The following is an 18,525-nucleotide window of genomic DNA, read 5'->3' on the forward strand; positions in this document are numbered from 1 at the left end:
CATAGTAAAACCCCTAACGTTGGATTTAGTTGTCCAACGTTAGGGGTTCACTTTACAGCTTAATTTTATTTTCTAATTTGTTTTTGCTAAACTTAATTTGTTAAGCAGAATTAACCTTGTTTCAATCATCTTTAAACATAGCGGGCTTGATGACCCCCAATCCTTTAAGGAGTGAGTATATGACCTATCGAGCATTAGTTTTCTTTGATCTAGATGGTACCTTGATGAATCCGCAAACACAAATCGACGCTGACGTACAACAAGCTTTGCAACAACTACGCCAACGCAATATTTTACCCATCATTGCAACGGGACGAACACCTGGAGAAATTCCTGATGTTTTTGCACAAGCCGGCGTTGACACTTACGTTGCGCTCAATGGCGGATTACTAGTTTATCAGAGTCAACCAATTTATACCGGCGCCATTGACAAAAAGATCATTCATGAATTACGAGAGATTACCCAACAACACGGTGATGCACTAGCTTTTTATAATCGCACTAGTGTTCGAGTATCCCGCTTAACGCAAACCGCAAAAGCACAATATGATTATGTTAGCACACCTTATCCAAAAATTGATCCTGACTTTTATCAATCAAATCCGGTTTACATGATGTTAGTCATCACCACACAAAATGATAAACGCTACACTTACCCATACGGCGATCAGCTAACTTTTTACCGCAATAGTCCTTATGCACTGGACACCGTTTTAAAAGGTGAATCCAAGCAAACTGGAATAGTCAAATTAATCGAAAAAATGGGCTTAACAGACGTGCCGACTTATGCTTTTGGCGATGGCATTAATGACGTTCCAATGTTAGAAACAGTAGATCATCCCATTGCAATGGGTAATGGCATCACTGCCATCAAAGACCGAGCAGAATATATCACTGCTAAAAATACTGAGGGCGGCATAATTCAAGGATTGAAGTATTTTGATTTACTTCCTTAATTTAAGCATTAAAACTACCATCAGTCAGTAACTGCTTTTTAATAAACGCAAACACCGGTTAACCTACAATCGCAGGCTAACCGGTGTTTACTATGACAATAATTAGTTTAATGCGGGCAGCATTAATTTACAGCAAGCGAAACAGTGACCTATTCTTTCTTAAATTTCACCATAAATGCTAATAGTTGTTTATTGGTTAATTTACCTGCTGGTTCCGCACCATTATTAATCTGTACGGCGCCTTCTTTTTGCAATGCCGGTAAAGCCTCTCCAATGGTTTGATGATTATCAAATGCTGGCAACTTGTTATCTATTGCTGCCATAGGTTCTAGATAACCCAATACTTTCAAGCGGTTCAAATAAACACCATAGATGTCATTGGTCTGCGTAGACGCAAACATTTGACTGACAAAATGATTAGCAGGATGCTGTGCAATATCGTCTGGCGATCCCACTTGGACTAATTTTCCTGCTTGCATGACACCCACTCGATCACCTAACTGCAATGCTTCATTCATATCATGGGTGACAAAAACAATGGTGCTTTTTTGACGCTGATGAATTTTTAACGTCAATTTCTGCAGTTGCGCCCGTGAAATGGGATCAAGCGCACTGAAAGGCTCATCCATTAAAACAACTTGTGGTTGAGCAGCAAAGGCACGAATGATGCCCACACGCTGTTGCTCACCACCAGATAGATCGCTAGGTAAACGTTGTGCGTATGTTTGTGCATCTAAACCAACTTCGCTTAACAAAGCCGTCACACGTTGCTTAATTTTTGTTGCTGGCATTTTTTTCATTTCGGGAATCAAGCCAATATTTTGGGCGACCGTCATATTAGGAAATAATGCAATTTGTTGCAGAACATATCCCATCTGCAACCTTAATTCACGCAACGGAATGCTTGTTAACGGCCGGTTTTGATAATAAATTTCGCCAGTAGTCGTTTCTTCCAGACGGTTAATCATCTTTAACGTTGTTGTTTTACCACTACCAGAAGCACCAACTAAAACAAATAATTCGCCAGCTTCGATGGTTAAATTTAAATCTTTCACTGCATCTTGAGTCCCAAACCGTTTCCCTACTTGGCGAAACTCGATACTAGTTGATTCTGCCATCATTAATCGCCTCCTAACAAATGATGTTCGCTTAGATAGCGGTGCGCTACTTTAGCAGCTGATTGCCGTTTAACGTTCACTTGATAGTTCATCCGTTGCATATCAGCTGCAGATATTTTATTTTTCAGCCGGTTCAAGCTATGAACAATTTCTGGATGAGCTTTAGCCGTTTCTGTCCGTAACAACGGAGCTCCTTGATAAGTCGGGAAAAGGTGCTGGTCATCCTGTAAAACAACAAAATCATATTGCGGAATTTGTGAATCTGTTGAATAACCGTCTACAACGTTCACCTTACCTTGACGTAGCGCTTCATACCTTAAATCAGCCGACATCGATTGCGTCTTAAAATTAAGTCCATAACGTTTTTGAATCCCTTTATAACCATCAGTACGATCCAAAAATTCCAGATCAAAACCAGCATTAACTTGATCGGAAATACGATCTAAATCACTAATCTTTTTTAAATGGTATTTGTTCGCAAAATCACGTCGTACCACTAATGCATAGGTGTTATTGTATTTCATTGGTGGTAAATACGTTAATTGCTTTTTCTGCAAAGCCTTTTTAGCTTGCTGATAAGTTGCTGCTGGATCTCCTGTTGCTTGATGTGTTGTTTTCACTAAACTTTCTAAAACTGTCCCGGTAAATTCTGGATATACCGTGATTTGGTCCGTTTTTAACGCATTAAATAAAAATGATGTTTGCCCAAAATTAGGTTTTAATGTCACTTTAACATTAGGGTTATCCTTTTCAATTAATTCCTTATACATATTGATCAGCACATCAGGCTCTGAGCCTAGTTTACCAGCGATTGTAATGGCAACTGGCTTAGGACGCACTAACCGGTAAACACCAAAACCACCGCCAATCGTGAGTAAAGCAGCTGCAGTAATCAGCACGGGCTTTAATCTTAAATGCCGAATGTGGCGCAACCCAAAACTGAGTATGATAGCTAATAAAGCAGATGCTAAAGCACCGATTAATGTCATCGTATTATTATTGCGGTTAATACCTAATAAAATAAACGTTCCTAAACCACCAGCACCGATTAAAGCAGCCAATGTCGCCGTGCCAATGATCATTACCATAGCCGTTCGAACTCCAGACAAAATAACAGGAAAAGCTAATGGCAATTCAACCTTACGCAATTTTTCCCACCGGGTCATTCCAAACGCAGTTGCTGCTTCTTCAAGGGATGGATCAATTTCTGTCAAACCAGTATAAGTATTTTGAAATATTGGCAACAATGCGTAAACCACTAACGAAATCACTGCAGGAACATTGCCTATCCCTACTAATGGAATCAGCATCCCTAACAACGCCAGTGATGGAATAGTCTGTAAAACACCAGCAATTTGTAAAAAGAAATTTGCAATTTTAGGCCGCGGAATAACCCAAATTGCTAATGGAATCGCAATTACCAACGCAATTAACAAGGATACTAATGAAAGTAACAAATGTTGTCCTAAAGCGGTTAATAAATCAGCACGCTGTGCTACTAAAGTTTGGAAAAAAGTTGCCAAAAAATCCGCCTCCCATGTTTTTGATTAAAAAAAGTCCGTAACTTGGTCACTTATTGTGAAAGTTACGGACTTTAATTAGATTACCCATAATAATAAGTCAAATCACTAGCCGGTGTTGGATAAGCAGTCATCATTTGCATTAATTGCCGTTTGGTGACTTGTTTTGACATTAAAAAGGTTAAATAATTAATAACTTCCTCAGCGATGCTAGAATAAACAATAGCGCCAACTAAATGTTGTGTTTGACGATCAAAGATGGTTGTTACCCGTGCAGTTGCTTCTTTAATCCGATTAAAAGTATACCAGTTGGTTACATCTTGGTCTAATATCCGGTAACGTTGTGGCTGCTGTTTTGCATCGTCCAATTTAACACCCACTTGCGCAATTTCAGGACTAGCATAAACTACCTGCGGAATAACCGGATAAGCAATCGCCTTAACGTCAGTTGACAAAATGACTTGGGCAACATACCGACCTTCAAAACTAGCTACAGGCGTTAACTTAGGTTGCGATTTAGCCAACACATCCCCCACTGCATAAATGGCTGGATTGCTAGTTTGTAAATGATCGTTAACTGTAATTCCTTTTGCTGTACTATCAACACCAGCAGCCGCTAATGCTAAACTAGTTAATTGTGGTCGGCGTCCTGTTGCTGCAAAGACAGCATCAACATTTATTTGTTGACCAGCATTAGTAGCCAAACTGTAAGTTTCTTGGTGCTTAGTAACACTAGCCAATGTTGTATCCCAGTGGAAATGGATTCCTTTAGCTGTTAATGCTGCTGCTAGTAACTGAGTATCTTTTTCAGGAAAATCGCGTAAAATACGGTGATTATGCTGAAAAATATGCACTTGTGCACCTGCACTAACCGCAATATTGGCTAATTCTAATGCAATGTAGCCGCCACCGACAAAGGCAATCCGCGGTGGTAGTTGGGATAAGTCTAGAAAATCAGTACTGGTTTGAAGGTATTGTTTACCTTCAATATCAGGAAGCACTGGTGCTTGCCCAGTTGCAATAATAAAATGTGCCGCACGATAAATTTGATCACCAACTTGAAGTTGATCTGCACTAATAAAACGGGGCGTGCCCTGAATTGTTGCTATCCCAGCGGCCTTTAAGCCAGAACGTGTCCCTTGAGGAATTTTTTGCGTGTATTGTCTTTTAAACGTCATGAGCTCAGGCCAGTTAATGGTAGGAACACCATCCAAACCAGATTGTTGTAAACGGCGTGCTTCATCACGTGCTGCTACAGCTGAATAAAGCATCTTTTTAGGATCGCAGCCCCGATTAGGGCAAGTACCACCCCAAAGATCTGCTTCAACTACTAAAACACGTTGTTGCTCAGCCAAACCATATGCAGCCGCCAGACCACCTGGCCCAGCACCAATAACAATGGTATCAAAATCTGTTGCCATGTTGCTTCCCTCCCGCTTGAATGATCTAACAAAATAATAATTAATTGTACCCTTAGAAACTAGCATAGGCAGCGTGCGATGTAAAATCATTTACTCATTAATCTAAAAATAATAGTGAACAAAATATTAAAAAAGCCACACTAAATACCAGCAAAACAACTGCTTTAGGCAGCAAAATGATAGAATAGTGTGGCGTAAACCAATAAAAAAAACGCACGATCTCGGTGTTAGCACGGCGAGACAGTACGTTAGTGAAGGTTTAATCATAAATTTTTATCAAAATTTAAAGGTGATTCTGATAAAAGTCAATGAAAAAACACCTTGAAAATACTATAACATCATCGCGTAGACTTTACAACCGTTTAAGATTACAGTTTGATAACAAATTTTAAAAAGTCCGCGGATATTGTCCAACTAGTACGGTTACATCAACGGTGATTTGTGAAAACGGCTGTGCAACTAGCTGGCGAATTTGCTCAGTTGATGCTTGCCAATGCAATGGTGTCATCACCACTAAATCAGCAAACTGAGCTTCTGGTACCGTAAATTGATAACGTACACGTTGCGTCGTTACTTGGCCATATTTTTCTTTAAAACGTGACTGCACTTTTTGATTAGAATAATGACGCCTTGCATCATCGGCAAATAAAGCCCGCCTTAACTCTACTAAATAATCCGAATTTGGAATCACCTTAATCACTTGACCCTCTGGCGCTAGAATTCGCGAAAATTCTTGATAATTAGATGGCGAAAAAATGTTCAATACCGATTGAAAAGTTTGCGCATTAAATGGTAGCTGTGCTAAGTCTGCCACACAGAAAAAAGCTGTTGTCGGTTGCTGTGTAGCTAATTTAATGCCTGCTTTCGACAGATCAAAACCAACAGCAGTCCCAGCCTGTTTTTCTAAAAAATGAAGTGGTGTTCCCTCACCACAACCTACATCTAAAGTCGTTCCGCTAGTAATCATTTTTTGCGCAATCACTTGTAAAAATCCGTTAAATAAACCGGCCTGTAAAATACGGCGCCGACTCAGTAACATGGTACGGTTATACTCACTGTGGACTTGGTGCCGTAAGAAATAAAGGGTCCCTTGGCGATTTAAATCCAAACGGTGACCCTGAGGGCAAACTAAACTATCACTCTGAACAGCTTGATAAGGCAAATGACAAATCGGACAGCGAAATAAAGTTAAGTGCTTTTTCAAAAAGCGCTGGCTGCGTTCAATTTTTTTTAATGTCATAAAGGATCGACCTACTTTCATCAATCATTCCGATTTTTGTCTAAACACGACAGCACTTTTTAATGATAATTCGGAAATTTACCAATGCTAGATTGACTTATCTGTTATTATCCGTTAATCTACTATATGTACGAAATATAATAGACTGTTTTTATTAAAATGTTCGTCTTTTAAGGAGTGCTACATTTATGCAAGTTTTCGATTACGAAGATGTCCAATTAATTCCCAACAAATGTATTGTCGATAGTCGTTCAGATTGCCAAACCAGTGTTAGATTTGGCCCGAAAACATTTAAATTACCGGTAGTTCCGGCAAATATGCAAACCATCATCGATCCACCTTTGGCACAACAGCTTGCTAGTCAAGGCTATTTTTACATTATGCACCGATTTAATCCAGAACAACGTGCAGCATTTATCCAACAAATGCACCATAAAAATTTATTTGCCTCCATTAGTGTTGGGGTGAAGGAGGCAGAACACAACTTCATCGATCAATTAGCCAGTGCACAACAACAACCTGAATACATTACCATTGATATCGCTCATGGCCACAGTCAGCGTGTCATTGAAATGATTCAACACATTAAGCGCTGTTTTCCTGATTGTTTTGTCATTGCTGGCAATGTTGGTACACCTGAAGGCGTCCGTGAATTAGAAAATAACGGTGCCGATGCAACTAAAGTTGGCATTGGTCCTGGTAAAGCTTGCATCACCAAAGTTAAAACTGGTTTTGGTACCGGTGGCTGGCAATTAGCTGCTTTACGTTTATGCGCAAAAGCGGCGCGAAAACCATTAATTGCCGACGGTGGCATTCGTACCCATGGTGATATTGCCAAATCGATTCGCTTTGGTGCTAGCATGGTCATGATTGGTTCATTATTTGCTGGGCATAAAGAATCACCAGGAAAAGTCATTGAACATCAAGGTGCGTTATACAAAGAGTACTTCGGCTCTGCTTCAGAGTTTCAAAAAGGAGAACGTCGTAATATCGAAGGTAAAAAGATCTTAATTCCTTATCAGGGCAGCATTCAACAGACTTTAACTGAAATGCATGAAGATTTGCAGTCCGCAATATCTTATGCCGGTGGCAATAATTTACAAGCACTGACTAAAGTAAATTACGTTATTGTTAAAAATTCAATTTTTAATGGTGATCAAATTTTAGGAATTACCGGACAATTAAACCAAAATCAATACCCTACCAATCATTAATAGTCGCAAATTTTTGCTTAATTTTTTTAATGTTCAGTGTAGTAGGCGATTTGACTACCTACATGAATAGTTGGCTTAGTTGTAGCCGTTAAATAAACACCATTCCCCAAGCGATCAGATGCAGGAACCGGTGAAAACAATAAGGTGATGTGCCCAATGGTTTGTAAATTTTGATTGGCAACGTTACCCACATAAGCCACTGTATAATGCTGGTCGTCAAATGCAATCTGGTCGCCTTCTGCTAAAACCAGTTTTGGCATCAATTTTGGTTGCGCAAATTGTTGAATGACGGCAACATTTTTTAAAGCCGGTGTTGCTGTCTGATCAAATAAAATAATTAATGGATCATTGGGCATAACGGCACTCGGCCCAATGGCTGTAATTTGGCTAGTCACAACAGTACTCATAAAACTTCCTCCATAATCAATGTCCTATTTCAATTACGTCAATGATATCAGTGTAGCATAAAATAAATCTGGCGGGTAATGCTTCCCCCAATTGCGCAGTCTATGCTAAGATAACAAGAGATGCTTCAAATGAAAGGAAGTCTAAATTTTGCCGCTGAATTTATTATTAGGAAGTTATACGCGCCACGCTGGGACTGGTATTTACCAAACCAGTTTAGACACAACTAACGAAAAATTAGCGCAGCCGCAGCCTTACATTACAGCAGGAAATCCTACTTATTTAACAGTATCAAAAGCACGACGTCTGTACAGTGTACTGGCCGAGGAAAAAGCTGGTGGATTGGTTGCCTACGATTTAACAAATTTTCAAACACCACGCTTAATTAATAAATCGGTTCAACCAGGCTCCTCACCTGCTTATGTAACCGTTGATGAAGCGCGCCAATTAGTTTATTCTGCAAAATACCATATGGGGCAATTATTAATTCACCGTATTTTACCTAATGGCGGTTTAAAGCTACTCACAACAGTAACAGATCATGGTCACGGCCCTAAGCCTGAACAAGATAGTGCCCACATTCACTTTGCAGATTTAACACCTGATCGGCGCTTAGTCACCTGCGATTTAGGAACTGATGAAGTGCATACTTATCAGGTTAACTCAGCTGGCGAAGTTAAAGAAAATGCAATTTATCAAACAGCTGCCGGATTTGGTCCACGGCACATTGTTTTTCACCCTAATGGTAAATTTGCTTACCTGGTCGGAGAATTAGGCAGTGCCGTTGACGTATTACAATACCACGCGGCAACTGGCAAATTCACACATCTACAGACCATTAAAACTATTCCAGCAGATTATACAGCGCATAATGGTGCTGCCGCTGTCCGGATTTCTCAAGACGGTCGTTTTCTATATGTGTCCAATCGCGGTCATGATTCCCTAGCCGTTTTTGTAATTAATTCTGATAGTGGCCTGCTGACCTTACAGCAACTGATTGCAACTGAGGGCGAATTTCCACGTGATTTTGCGCTTGATCCATTCGAAAAATATTTAGTTTGTGCTAATCAAAATTCCAGCAACTTAACTTTATTTACACGAAATGCCCAAACAGGTAAATTACATTTGAAGCAAAAGGATATTCCTTGTACAGAGCCTGTTTGTGTCTGCTTTTTACCATTTTAAACCTGCAATAAAGGAAGAATTAACATGCTAATTAAAGAAGTTAACTTAGAAAATTTCACTCATTTACCACAGGCTATCCGAAATGGCGCTAACCGCGTTGAATTATGCGATAATATGGCAGTTGGCGGTACTACTGTCAGTTATGGTGTCATGGCAGAAACCGTGCGTTACGCCCATGATCATGATATCGCTGCATTTGTAATGATCCGGCCGCGTAGTGGTAATTTTGTTTATAACGATTTAGAATTACGCATGATGGAAGCAGACTTATTCACTGCACAAAAATTAGGTGCAGATGGTGTGGTTTTTGGCTGTCTAACAGCAGACAATCAGATTGACCAAGAAGCAATGGAAATGTTGATTGGTGCTGCCGGCGGAATGGCCATTACGTTCCACATGGCTTTTGATCAAATTCCGGCAGCACAGCAACCAGCAGCCATAACTTGGTTAGCCGATCATCAAGTCACACGAATTTTGACACATGGCGCACCTTTAAATGAACCTTTAAATTTAGCTGCCTTAAAGCAAACCATTGCAGCTGCTAATAACCGCTTAATTATTTTACCCGGTGGCGGTATCACCGATAAAAATGCGACTAAAATTGCAACCCAATTAGGAGTTAAAGAAGTTCATGGTTCAAAAATTGTTGGCTCACTAGTTTAATCATTTAATAGCACTTCAATCGTCAAACAATAATCAAAAAGGGGGCAGTAACAAAAGTAATACTTTTTTGTTACTGCCCCCTTTTTTAATGACGAACATTTCCTATAAACCTGCAATTTTCACCAAAGGTCTAATCTAGTGCACAACTAGCCACTTTATATCGCACACATTTTAATTTGAGTTTTAATTAAATTTCCATAGTTATGTTAATTTTGCCAATGAGTTTTAATAAAGCGCTCACGACCGCCTTGTTCTTCAATATCGTACCGCCAAGGCTGCTTCTTATAAAAATCTTGGTGTTCTGCTTCTGCCGGATAAAAAGGCTGTGCTGATTCAATTTGTGTGACGATCGGTTTATCAAAACGACCACTAGTTGCTAATTCTTGTTTCGATGCTTCTGCAATGGCACGTTCGTGTTCATCATTGACATAAATAACCGGCCGGTAGCTGTCACCGCGATCTTGAAACTGTCCCATTGCATCAGTAGGATCTGTTTGTTGCCAATAAATTTCAACTAACTGTGCATATGAAATAACAGCTGGATCATAAGTGATTTCAACTGCTTCAGTGTGCCCAGTCATGTGGCTTGCAACTTGTTCATAAGTTGGATTAGGGACTGTGCCGCCCGTATAGCCGGAAATAACTTTTTCAATACCAGGCTGCGTGTCAAATGGTTTCACCATACACCAAAAACAACCGCCAGCAAATATTGCTTTTTTTAGCATTATTATTTTCCTCCTTTACACGAAAAGCTTTTTATAAGCGCCGTAACCCTTTGCTTCTAACTCTGCAACCGGAATAAATTTGAGTGCTGCTGAATTAATACAGTAACGTAGCCCACCCCGATCACTAGGGCCATCAGGAAAAACGTGTCCTAAATGTGAACCGGCCTGTCGACTACGAACTTCTGTCCGTGTCATACCATGCGACGTATCAATGTGCTGGTTTAAAACCCGTTTAGATAAAGGTTGCGTAAAAGAAGGCCAGCCGCACCCTGCATCGTATTTATCTTGTGAACTAAATAATGGCTCGCCACTAACCACATCCACGTATATTCCCGGTTCAGAAAACTGATCATACTGACCACTAAAAGGCCGTTCAGTGGCAGCATGCTGCGTAACTTCATAAGCTTCAGTTCCAATTCTTTGCTTCAAGTCTTGATCTTTTTGCGCCATTGCAGAAAACCACCTTTATTTAAATGAGTTGTGTACAATTTAAGCTTATCATGCTCGCGTTTAGCTTAAGAGTCAACTGTTCTGCTTGTGCACAGCGTTAAATAAAAAATGTGTGCTAATCCTATCAGTGATCAGTACACATTTGTTTCTTTTTACTGTCCAACAAAGGACGTAATGAAATATTGGGCAATACTAAAATAAATTAACACACTAGTTAGGTCACTCAAAGTTGAAATAAACGGTCCGCTGGCAACTGCAGGATCAAAACCTAATCGTGCCATCAACCCGGGGATAAAACTACCAGCTAAGTTAGCGACGATGATCGCACAACACATTGCCAAACCGATGACAAATCCCAACGTAAAACTGTGCTTCCAAAAACCGACCACAAGCGTAATGGTTAAGCCTGTGACAATGCCAGTCAGTAAACCAGTAATCAATTCAGTCAATAGCGATCGTAAAAAAGTACGCTCCTGTTCTGGAAAGGCCAAACGGCGTACCGCAACGGCCAAACTTTGCGTGCCTGCATTACCGGCAGTCCCAGTAATCAGTGAAATAAATACTGCCAAGACACTGGCTTCACTAACTAAGCTTTCATAATGATTAATTAAACTGGCTGTGGACATTCCCAGAAATAACAAAGTAATGAGCCAAGGCAACCGTTTAACCGCTGCTTTAACTGGATTTTCCGTAGTGTCTTCAACGTCAACACCGGCTAATCCAGAGTAATCCGATGCTGCTTCATCATCAATAACATCGATAATGTCATCCACTGTAATAATTCCCAGTAGTCGGTTACTATCGTCTGTTACCGGCACAGCAAAAAAGCCATAATCACGAATCGTTTGGGCGACGCTTTCCTGATCATCAGTCACTTGGACCGAAATCACACGTTCATTCATAATCTCATAAACCATAGTTTCTTGATTATTCACGATTAGATCACGTAACGAAATAATCCCCACTAAACGGTTCTCAGTATCCATGACGTAGACATAGTAAATTAATTCTGCGTCAGCTGCTTTTTCTCGTAATGCATACATGGCTGAAGCTAAAGTCTGGTTGGCAGCAATGGCAATAAATTCTGTGGTCATGATCGCACCGGCAGTTTGATCATCATAATGTAATAAACTGCGCATATTCAAAGCAGATTGCCGCGGCATCTGAGTTAGCAACCGGTTGATCGCCGGCTTATCCAAATGCTCTAAAATATCAACTGCATTATCAGTATACATTTCAGTCAATACTTTAGCCGCAAAATCTGATTTCATCTCTGCTAAAAATTCCGGCATTTGCTGATTATCATCATCGATATCATCAAAGAAATTACCCACTTCATTCGCAGTTAAAATGCGATAAAGAGCCAGACGTTCTGAGCGATTTAAACTCAAAAAAAACTGTGCTTGTTCCCAATGATGCAACTCCAAAAAGGCGGTTCGAAACGCGGTGGGATCCTCGGCGGCCAGCAGTCGCTTCAAACGCCTCGTCTGTACTAACCAAATTTGACTTTCTGTGTCTGCCAATTTTCCTCGCCTCTTTCTTATTTTGTTTCGAATCGTAGTAATTGTTGTAAATCAGTTGGTAAAGGACTATTTATAGTCAAAGTCCGCTTTAAAAAAGGATGGTAAAATTTTAACTGTGCACAATGTAAGGCTGGTCGACTTAACCCACCAACTTTAGGACCTGCATAAAGCTGGTCTCCTAACAAAGGATGCCCAATTGTCGCAAAATGTACGCGAATCTGATGCGTGCGACCAGTATGCAAGTGAATGCGTACCAAAGTGGCTGTTGGTAGTTGACTGACTTGCCAATATTCTGTTAAAGCAGTGCGGCCACCTACGGCAGTTGTCCTTTTTATGAATGAATGTGGTGCTCGTTTAATCGGCCAAGTGAGTCGATTATGTTGGGACGCTAAATGGCCGCGCACGATCGCTAAATAATTTTTCTTTAAGCGTCCGGTTTGTAATTGTTGTGCTAGTAATGTATGAGCAAATGCATGCTTAGCAAATAACATGACACCAGAAGTACCACGGTCAAGTCGTGTCACCAAGTGAATCACTTGATTAGTATAACCTTGACGCTGATAATACCCTAATACACGTTGTGCCATTGAATCTAAAGGATGAGCATGTGCCGGTAACGAAGCCACTTGCGCAGGCTTATCAATGATCAAGAAGTGTGCATCTTCCCATAAAATTTGTAGCGGTGTACCTGAAGGTGTTAGCGGAGCTTGTGCGGGTTCAGGCGGTAATTTAACCGTCAGTGTTTGCCCAGGTCGCAACATCGTTTTAACCGTCACTGGCATTTTTGCAACTTGCAGTTGACCGCCATAAAATTTAATCTTCTTTAACAGCGTTCGCGACATCCCTCTTTGCTGTAAAAATTTTCGTACACTTTGTTTGCTGTCTCCCAGATATTGCCAATTAAAAATCATGGTTGCTGTTTTTCACCAATAAAGGCATCCTCCACGCGGTTCCAAAAATGCATGTGCCGATTACCAGCAAAGGCAATGCGCTGGTCTGCAATTCGATAACGAATTGATTTAATGGGACGCCGTTTTGGCACAGCACGATCAACAGTCATCAAATATTCGGCTGCTTTTGCTTCTGGATAAATGTCAATCCATTCATTAGGTGAAATCACAATTGGCGCACTGAGTGTCCGAAAGACACGATTGTTGATTGACGCAATTTCAGCTAATTGGATTGCCTCCAAACTTGGGTGTAAAACAGCACCGCCGATGGACTTATTATACGCAGTTGAACCAGTAGGTGTAGAAATGCAAAGTCCATCTCCGCGAAAACTTTCAAACAATTCATCATGAATGTAAATATCGGCGACTAACGTGGCTGAAATACACTTTAAAGTGGCCTCATTTAAAGCTAAGTAATGTGTTGCTTGCGCCGCACCAACATACTGAACACTGACGTCCAACAGCGGATAGGTCACTTGGGTACGGTTGTCATGGCGCAGACTATCTACCAGTTCGTCCAATTCATAATCGCGCCAATCAGTATAAAAACCCAAGTGTCCAGTATGTACACCCACAAAGCGAATGTGATCTAAAGCATCAGCATAGTGGTGAAAAGCAGATAATAGCGTGCCGTCACCACCGACAGTGATCACAATATCTGGATTTTTTTCGACTACAGAAAAACCATTTTGTTTTAACTTTTGACTTAAATCAGCTGTGATGTGTAAGGATTGTGGATTAGAATTATGAAAGATGGTGATTCGCATAACAGATTCTCCTAACGCGTCGGATGATCAGTTGACCGCTGTTCATTTTGCTCTAAAGATTGGTCCGGTTCATGTCGTTGTTGTCCCTTCCCATAAGAAAAAAGCTGCTGGGCTTCTTGAATTTCTTCTCGAATCGCTGACATTTCCTGATCTAACATAAAAGCCGCCTCAGCTGCCCGTTTTAAACGCTCATTAATTTCATCCGGAAATGCACCTTGATATTTGTAATTTAAAGAATGTTCAATGGTTGCCCAAAAATTCATCGATAAAGTGCGAATTTGAATTTCCGCCAACAGTTTTTTCTCACCATGAACAGTCTGAACTGGATAACGGATAACCATATGGTAAGAACGATAGCCACTTGGTTTAACATTGGTAATGTAATCTCGCTCTTCCACAACTTCCATATCTGTTCGTTGCCGAATTAAATCAACAACTTGGTAAATATCTTCAACAAATTGACACATAATGCGCAATCCGGCAATGTCTTGCAAATCTTGCTCCATTAAATCTTCACTGATTTGCCGCCGGTGCATTTTTTCAATGATGCTGTCAACTGGCTTAACGCGGCCAGTCACAAATTCAATTGGCGTGTGCAAATTTTCGCGCTGGAATTGCTTACGCATACCACGCAATTTAATTTTTAATTCATCAATTGCCTGTTTATACGGCAATAAAAAGAGCTCCCAATCTGTTGGCATCGCAATCTCCATCCCCTCACACTTAAACCAATTTCATTTTAATCGATTCGCTGACGCCTTTATATATTTTAGCATACATTGTCCCTTTGCGTATGACTTGCAATCTGGTTAAAAACCATAGTAAACTATTTTTGGGTTATAATGACATTTTAAAGGAACTTATTGTAAATGAGCCAACAAATTGAACATGAATTTAAGAATTTAGTTACAGCTACAGAATTTAAACGTCTGCAACAGCATTATCCTTTTGCTGCACCTTTTAACCAGACCAACCTTTATTTTGATACCAGAACACAACAATTACAACGGTTAGGCTGGGGGTTGCGATTGCGTGTGTTTATCACTCATGCTGAGCAAACTTTAAAGGTGCCTTTTGGAAAAGATCGACGCTTACAAGAAATCACTGATCAATTACCTTTAACGCAGGCTCGACAAGTACAATTATTTGCACCTAGCCAGGTAAGTGTTAAATTAGCAACCAAAGCCATTACCTTTGATCAACTGCAACTGATTGGTTTTGCAAAAACACAGCGACAACAAGCCCAATTAAGCAGTGGATTGCTAGTTCTAGATAAAACAGTTTATGCAGATGGCTTAGTTGACTACGAAATTGAACTAGAAGTCCAACAAACTGGTACATCTGTAACTGCTTTTCAAGCGTTACTTACCAAACAACACATTCCTGTTCGAAAAGTTGTCAATAAAGTTCAACGCGCAAAACAACATTTTTCACCTGTACAACGTGAAAAATGGACTAAAAATCTACAACAAATGCTTTTTGATTGAAAATTTCAATTATTTTGTTAGAGTATGTGTAGAACAAATTTTAAAAACTAAACTATCACTAAGTAAGTTTCAACCGACATGGGGGACGTAATCGTGTTAGAAATCTATTTATTTGTTAATCCGCTGGGTGATCATTGCCTAGAGGCAGAACGTTCGGTATTGAAAGTTGCTAATGAAGAACAGGCAACGGTTCATTATCAATTTTTACCGCTGCTTAATTTACACACAGTTGAAAACGTCATGCAGCATTACTGTCCGGCGCAACATAACTTAACTACCCGGAACAATATTTTCCAAACCATTTATACTGCAGCATTAGACTATAAAGCCGCCCTTTTTCAAGGTAAACGCCGGGGGCAAGAATTTTTAATGGCGTTGCAAGAAGCATTGAATTCCCAACACGAACGCTATACTGACGAACTCATTCAACAGTTAGTCATACAGACAGGCTTAGACATGGAAATGTTTCACGAAGATCGTCAATCTAAACTAGCTGTAGAGAGTTTTGAAAATGATCAACGTGTTGCTAACGAAATGAAAATTCAAAAGCATCCTTCAGCAGTGATTTATGACTATTCTGATCCAACTCAAGACTATGGCATTCTATTAGAGGATTGTCATTCCTATGAAGTCTTGAAACAAGTCTGTCATGGTAATTATGCCGCTGCCTTAGCTGCCCAAGATGCAGCAAAACACCCGCAGCACAACTTACACATCTTACAAAATTAACATTAAAATAGCGAACAATGCTGATCAGCGTTGTTCGCTATTTTGCTATTATTAATAACAACCTTTTTATGCTGTCACGCCACCATCAATGATAAATTCAGCACCGGTTGAATAACTGGCATCATCAGAAGCCAAGAACAAAACCAATCGGCTAACTTCTTTGGGATCAGCCATTCGTTTCAAAGGTACATTAGCGACCATCGTTTTAATCTGATCCAAAGCTGCACTTTTTTGAACCATTGGTGTATTAATAACGCCAGGATGGACAGAATTCACGCGAATTCCATAATGACCTAACTCTTTAGCAGCAGCCTTAGTCATACCGCGAACAGCAAACTTTGTGTCTGTATAACCAATGGCACCCCCAACCAGACCATTCATTGAAGAAATATTAATGATTGAGCCTGCTTTAGTCTTTTTCATTGATGGAATAACTGCCTTCATACCGAGAAAAACACTCACCTGATTAATTTTAACCACTTTCATATAATCAGCTAAACTTGCGCGTTCAATACTTAAAACCGGACTAATGCCAGCATTATTGACTAAAACATCGATCGGGCCAAAATGCGCTTCAGTTTTAGCCACCACCTGTTGCCAACCGCTCTCATCCGTTACATCATGTTGAATGAACAAGGCATTGTGCCCTAATTCTTCTGCTAAAGCTTGTCCTTTGCCAGCTTGTACATCTGTCAAAACAACTTTAGCACCTTCTTTAACAAATAAACGTGCGTGCTGTTCTCCCATTCCGGCAGCAGCGCCAGTAATAATTGCTACTTTATCTTTTAATCTTGCCATATTGTCGATTCCTTTCTTGTAAGCGTTACCTTTTAGAAAATTGTAACGCTAATCAGTAAAATTCACAATGTATCAAGATTAAAATGATGTTTTTCACCAATAGTTAATTCAGATTTAAGTGCACTTAATGACATTTACATTAGCCTCAATAGCAACATTGTGAAACAAATCATTACATTATTTTTTATGTTAATTTGCATAAACTTTTTAATTCACAAAAGTAATTTGTAATTAACAGGAAAGTTAATTACAATAAGCATATTACGTTGTATCTGGAGGTAAAAATGAAGCGTGATCAAAAATACCAAAGATTTGCTTTAATTTTAAGTATCGTGTCGTTATGTCTTGCAATTGCTAGCTTAATTATTACCCTTCTCAAAAATTAAAATAACGCAAACACCAGTGATATGGCCACTAAACAAAAAGCTGTATGCTATTTTTAACGTACAACTGATCACCCAATTAAAGTTATTTGCAGGAACAAAAACTGGATCATGAAATGCCCTAACGTTATTAGAATATGACCAATAACGTTAGGGCATTTCAATCATCAGCTACATACCTTTCCCTTTTATTTTACCAATCAATAAAGAATGTCGTACTAAAACTACCCAGTGCGCAGCTAATTTTTAACCATGCTTAGGTGTTAGCACGGTTAAAATAATTTAACAATGTATCGGTCAAGTTGAAATTAGAGTGGTTAACAAAGTTAAAACATCTAGTAAAAGCGCTATGAATCCTAATTTTAATACACAAAAAATCCCGCTAAATATTAATTTAACAGGATTTTTATTCATAAATACATCTCAAGTAATTCTGTAATACCGGTGATCGGGGTCGAACCGATACTCCCGTGAAGGAACTGGATTTTGAATCCAGCGCGTCTACCAATTCCGCCACACCGGCATAATAAGCTTGTTACCACATTTTTACTAAGCTAAAAGGCGGTAACCGGATTTGAACCGGTGATAGAGGTTTTGCAGACCTTTGCCTTACCACTTGGCTATACCGCCACCATCAAGGTTCAAATACCTTGAAACTATTTAGCAACTGGGATAGCTGGATTCGAACCAGCGCATGATGGAGTCAAAGTCCATTGCCTTACCACTTGGCTATATCCCAATAAAACAAGGGCGGTATGTGGGGGTCGAACCCACGCGTGCCGGAGCCACAATCCGGTGTGTTAACCACTTCACCAATACCGCCATGGCAGGGATAGTAGGAGTTGAACCCACATCTACGGTTTTGGAGACCGCTATTCTACCATTGAACTATATCCCTATTATATAAATGGAGGAGAGTGGATTCGAACCACCGAACCCGAAGGAGCGGATTTACAGTCCGCCGCGTTTAGCCACTTCGCTACTCCTCCAT

Annotated in this window: 18 protein-coding genes and 6 tRNA genes; 6 read left to right on the top strand and 18 right to left on the bottom strand. The window is 40.0% G+C overall.

Annotation, left to right across the window (positions count from 1 at the left end; genetic code table 11):
* Positions 1 to 179: 179 nt before the first annotated feature.
* Positions 180 to 956, top strand: coding sequence for a Cof-type HAD-IIB family hydrolase (locus FC24_RS08970; RefSeq protein ID WP_057874549.1), 777 nt, complete (start codon positions 180 to 182; stop codon positions 954 to 956).
* A 149-nt stretch (positions 957 to 1,105) separates the two neighbouring features.
* Here FC24_RS08970 and FC24_RS08975 read toward each other — a convergent pair whose 3' ends face one another.
* The 4 genes from FC24_RS08975 to FC24_RS08990 all read right to left on the bottom strand — a co-directional run bounded on the left by FC24_RS08975 (position 1,106) and on the right by FC24_RS08990 (position 6,255).
* Positions 1,106 to 2,074 carry an ABC transporter ATP-binding protein gene (locus tag FC24_RS08975; protein WP_057874566.1) on the bottom strand — a complete coding sequence of 323 codons (969 nt, stop codon included), beginning with the start codon at positions 2,072 to 2,074 and terminating at the stop codon, positions 1,106 to 1,108.
* 2 nt (positions 2,075 to 2,076) lie between these two features.
* The gene (locus FC24_RS08980; RefSeq protein ID WP_057874550.1) at positions 2,077 to 3,597 is read right to left on the bottom strand and encodes an ABC transporter permease/substrate-binding protein; all 1,521 of its coding nucleotides are present in this window, start codon (positions 3,595 to 3,597) and stop codon (positions 2,077 to 2,079) included.
* 80 nt (positions 3,598 to 3,677) lie between these two features.
* The gene (locus tag FC24_RS08985) at positions 3,678 to 5,015 is read right to left on the bottom strand and encodes a dihydrolipoyl dehydrogenase family protein (protein WP_057874551.1); all 1,338 of its coding nucleotides are present in this window, start codon (positions 5,013 to 5,015) and stop codon (positions 3,678 to 3,680) included.
* Positions 5,016 to 5,403: 388 nt separating this feature from the next.
* On the bottom strand, positions 5,404 to 6,255 hold the full coding sequence (locus tag FC24_RS08990; RefSeq protein WP_057874552.1) for a methyltransferase domain-containing protein: 852 nt from the start codon (positions 6,253 to 6,255) through the stop codon (positions 5,404 to 5,406).
* Positions 6,256 to 6,443: 188 nt separating this feature from the next.
* Between FC24_RS08990 and FC24_RS08995 the strand changes: the two genes are divergently transcribed.
* On the top strand, positions 6,444 to 7,469 hold the full coding sequence (locus FC24_RS08995) for a GMP reductase (protein WP_057874553.1): 1,026 nt from the start codon (positions 6,444 to 6,446) through the stop codon (positions 7,467 to 7,469).
* Between the two features lie 26 nt (positions 7,470 to 7,495).
* On the opposite strand, the gene FC24_RS09000 is transcribed toward FC24_RS08995, so the two are convergent.
* A complete protein-coding gene (locus tag FC24_RS09000) occupies positions 7,496 to 7,876 on the bottom strand; it encodes a PTS glucitol/sorbitol transporter subunit IIA (RefSeq protein WP_057874554.1) in 381 nt (126 codons plus the stop codon).
* A 148-nt stretch (positions 7,877 to 8,024) separates the two neighbouring features.
* Between FC24_RS09000 and FC24_RS09005 the strand changes: the two genes are divergently transcribed.
* Both FC24_RS09005 and FC24_RS09010 read left to right on the top strand, forming a co-directional pair.
* On the top strand, positions 8,025 to 9,059 hold the full coding sequence (locus tag FC24_RS09005; protein ID WP_057874555.1) for a lactonase family protein: 1,035 nt from the start codon (positions 8,025 to 8,027) through the stop codon (positions 9,057 to 9,059).
* A gap of 24 nt (positions 9,060 to 9,083) precedes the next feature.
* On the top strand, positions 9,084 to 9,722 hold the full coding sequence (locus tag FC24_RS09010; protein WP_057874556.1) for a copper homeostasis protein CutC: 639 nt from the start codon (positions 9,084 to 9,086) through the stop codon (positions 9,720 to 9,722).
* 206 nt (positions 9,723 to 9,928) lie between these two features.
* On the opposite strand, the gene msrA is transcribed toward FC24_RS09010, so the two are convergent.
* From msrA to yjbM, 6 genes are all read right to left on the bottom strand, one after another.
* Positions 9,929 to 10,447 carry a peptide-methionine (S)-S-oxide reductase MsrA gene (gene msrA / locus FC24_RS09015; protein WP_057874557.1) on the bottom strand — a complete coding sequence of 173 codons (519 nt, stop codon included), beginning with the start codon at positions 10,445 to 10,447 and terminating at the stop codon, positions 9,929 to 9,931.
* A gap of 15 nt (positions 10,448 to 10,462) precedes the next feature.
* Complete coding sequence (gene msrB, locus FC24_RS09020; protein ID WP_057874558.1) at positions 10,463 to 10,897, bottom strand: peptide-methionine (R)-S-oxide reductase MsrB; 435 nt, start codon at positions 10,895 to 10,897, stop codon at positions 10,463 to 10,465.
* 152 nt (positions 10,898 to 11,049) lie between these two features.
* Complete coding sequence (gene mgtE, locus FC24_RS09025) at positions 11,050 to 12,420, bottom strand: magnesium transporter (RefSeq protein WP_057874559.1); 1,371 nt, start codon at positions 12,418 to 12,420, stop codon at positions 11,050 to 11,052.
* A 17-nt stretch (positions 12,421 to 12,437) separates the two neighbouring features.
* Complete coding sequence (locus tag FC24_RS09030; protein ID WP_235807370.1) at positions 12,438 to 13,262, bottom strand: RluA family pseudouridine synthase; 825 nt, start codon at positions 13,260 to 13,262, stop codon at positions 12,438 to 12,440.
* Between the two features lie 65 nt (positions 13,263 to 13,327).
* A complete protein-coding gene (locus FC24_RS09035) occupies positions 13,328 to 14,137 on the bottom strand; it encodes an NAD kinase (RefSeq protein ID WP_057874561.1) in 810 nt (269 codons plus the stop codon).
* An 11-nt stretch (positions 14,138 to 14,148) separates the two neighbouring features.
* Entirely contained in the window at positions 14,149 to 14,838 is a 690-nt protein-coding gene (gene yjbM / locus FC24_RS09040) for a GTP diphosphokinase (protein ID WP_057874562.1), read from the bottom strand.
* A gap of 168 nt (positions 14,839 to 15,006) precedes the next feature.
* Here yjbM and FC24_RS09045 point away from each other — a divergent pair, with 168 nt between their 5' ends.
* The gene (locus FC24_RS09045; protein ID WP_057874563.1) at positions 15,007 to 15,624 is read left to right on the top strand and encodes a CYTH domain-containing protein; all 618 of its coding nucleotides are present in this window, start codon (positions 15,007 to 15,009) and stop codon (positions 15,622 to 15,624) included.
* A 93-nt stretch (positions 15,625 to 15,717) separates the two neighbouring features.
* Positions 15,718 to 16,353 (top strand): DsbA family protein, encoded by a 636-nt coding sequence (locus FC24_RS09050; protein ID WP_057874564.1) that lies wholly within the window; start codon positions 15,718 to 15,720, stop codon positions 16,351 to 16,353.
* A gap of 66 nt (positions 16,354 to 16,419) precedes the next feature.
* On the opposite strand, the gene FC24_RS09055 is transcribed toward FC24_RS09050, so the two are convergent.
* The 7 genes from FC24_RS09055 to FC24_RS09085 form a co-directional block, all read right to left on the bottom strand.
* Positions 16,420 to 17,151 carry a glucose 1-dehydrogenase gene (locus FC24_RS09055; protein ID WP_057874565.1) on the bottom strand — a complete coding sequence of 244 codons (732 nt, stop codon included), beginning with the start codon at positions 17,149 to 17,151 and terminating at the stop codon, positions 16,420 to 16,422.
* Between the two features lie 822 nt (positions 17,152 to 17,973).
* A tRNA-Leu gene (locus tag FC24_RS09060) sits at positions 17,974 to 18,057 on the bottom strand.
* Positions 18,058 to 18,093: 36 nt separating this feature from the next.
* A tRNA-Cys gene (locus FC24_RS09065) sits at positions 18,094 to 18,164 on the bottom strand.
* A 37-nt stretch (positions 18,165 to 18,201) separates the two neighbouring features.
* Positions 18,202 to 18,273 (bottom strand) — tRNA-Gln (locus tag FC24_RS09070).
* A gap of 10 nt (positions 18,274 to 18,283) precedes the next feature.
* Positions 18,284 to 18,356: transfer RNA gene (locus tag FC24_RS09075), tRNA-His, on the bottom strand.
* A 2-nt stretch (positions 18,357 to 18,358) separates the two neighbouring features.
* Positions 18,359 to 18,432: transfer RNA gene (locus FC24_RS09080), tRNA-Trp, on the bottom strand.
* 10 nt (positions 18,433 to 18,442) lie between these two features.
* Positions 18,443 to 18,523, bottom strand: a tRNA-Tyr gene (locus FC24_RS09085).
* Positions 18,524 to 18,525 lie beyond the last annotated feature (2 nt).

Origin of the sequence: Loigolactobacillus rennini DSM 20253, from assembly GCF_001436505.1 — a bacterium.
GTDB lineage: Bacteria > Bacillota > Bacilli > Lactobacillales > Lactobacillaceae > Loigolactobacillus > Loigolactobacillus rennini.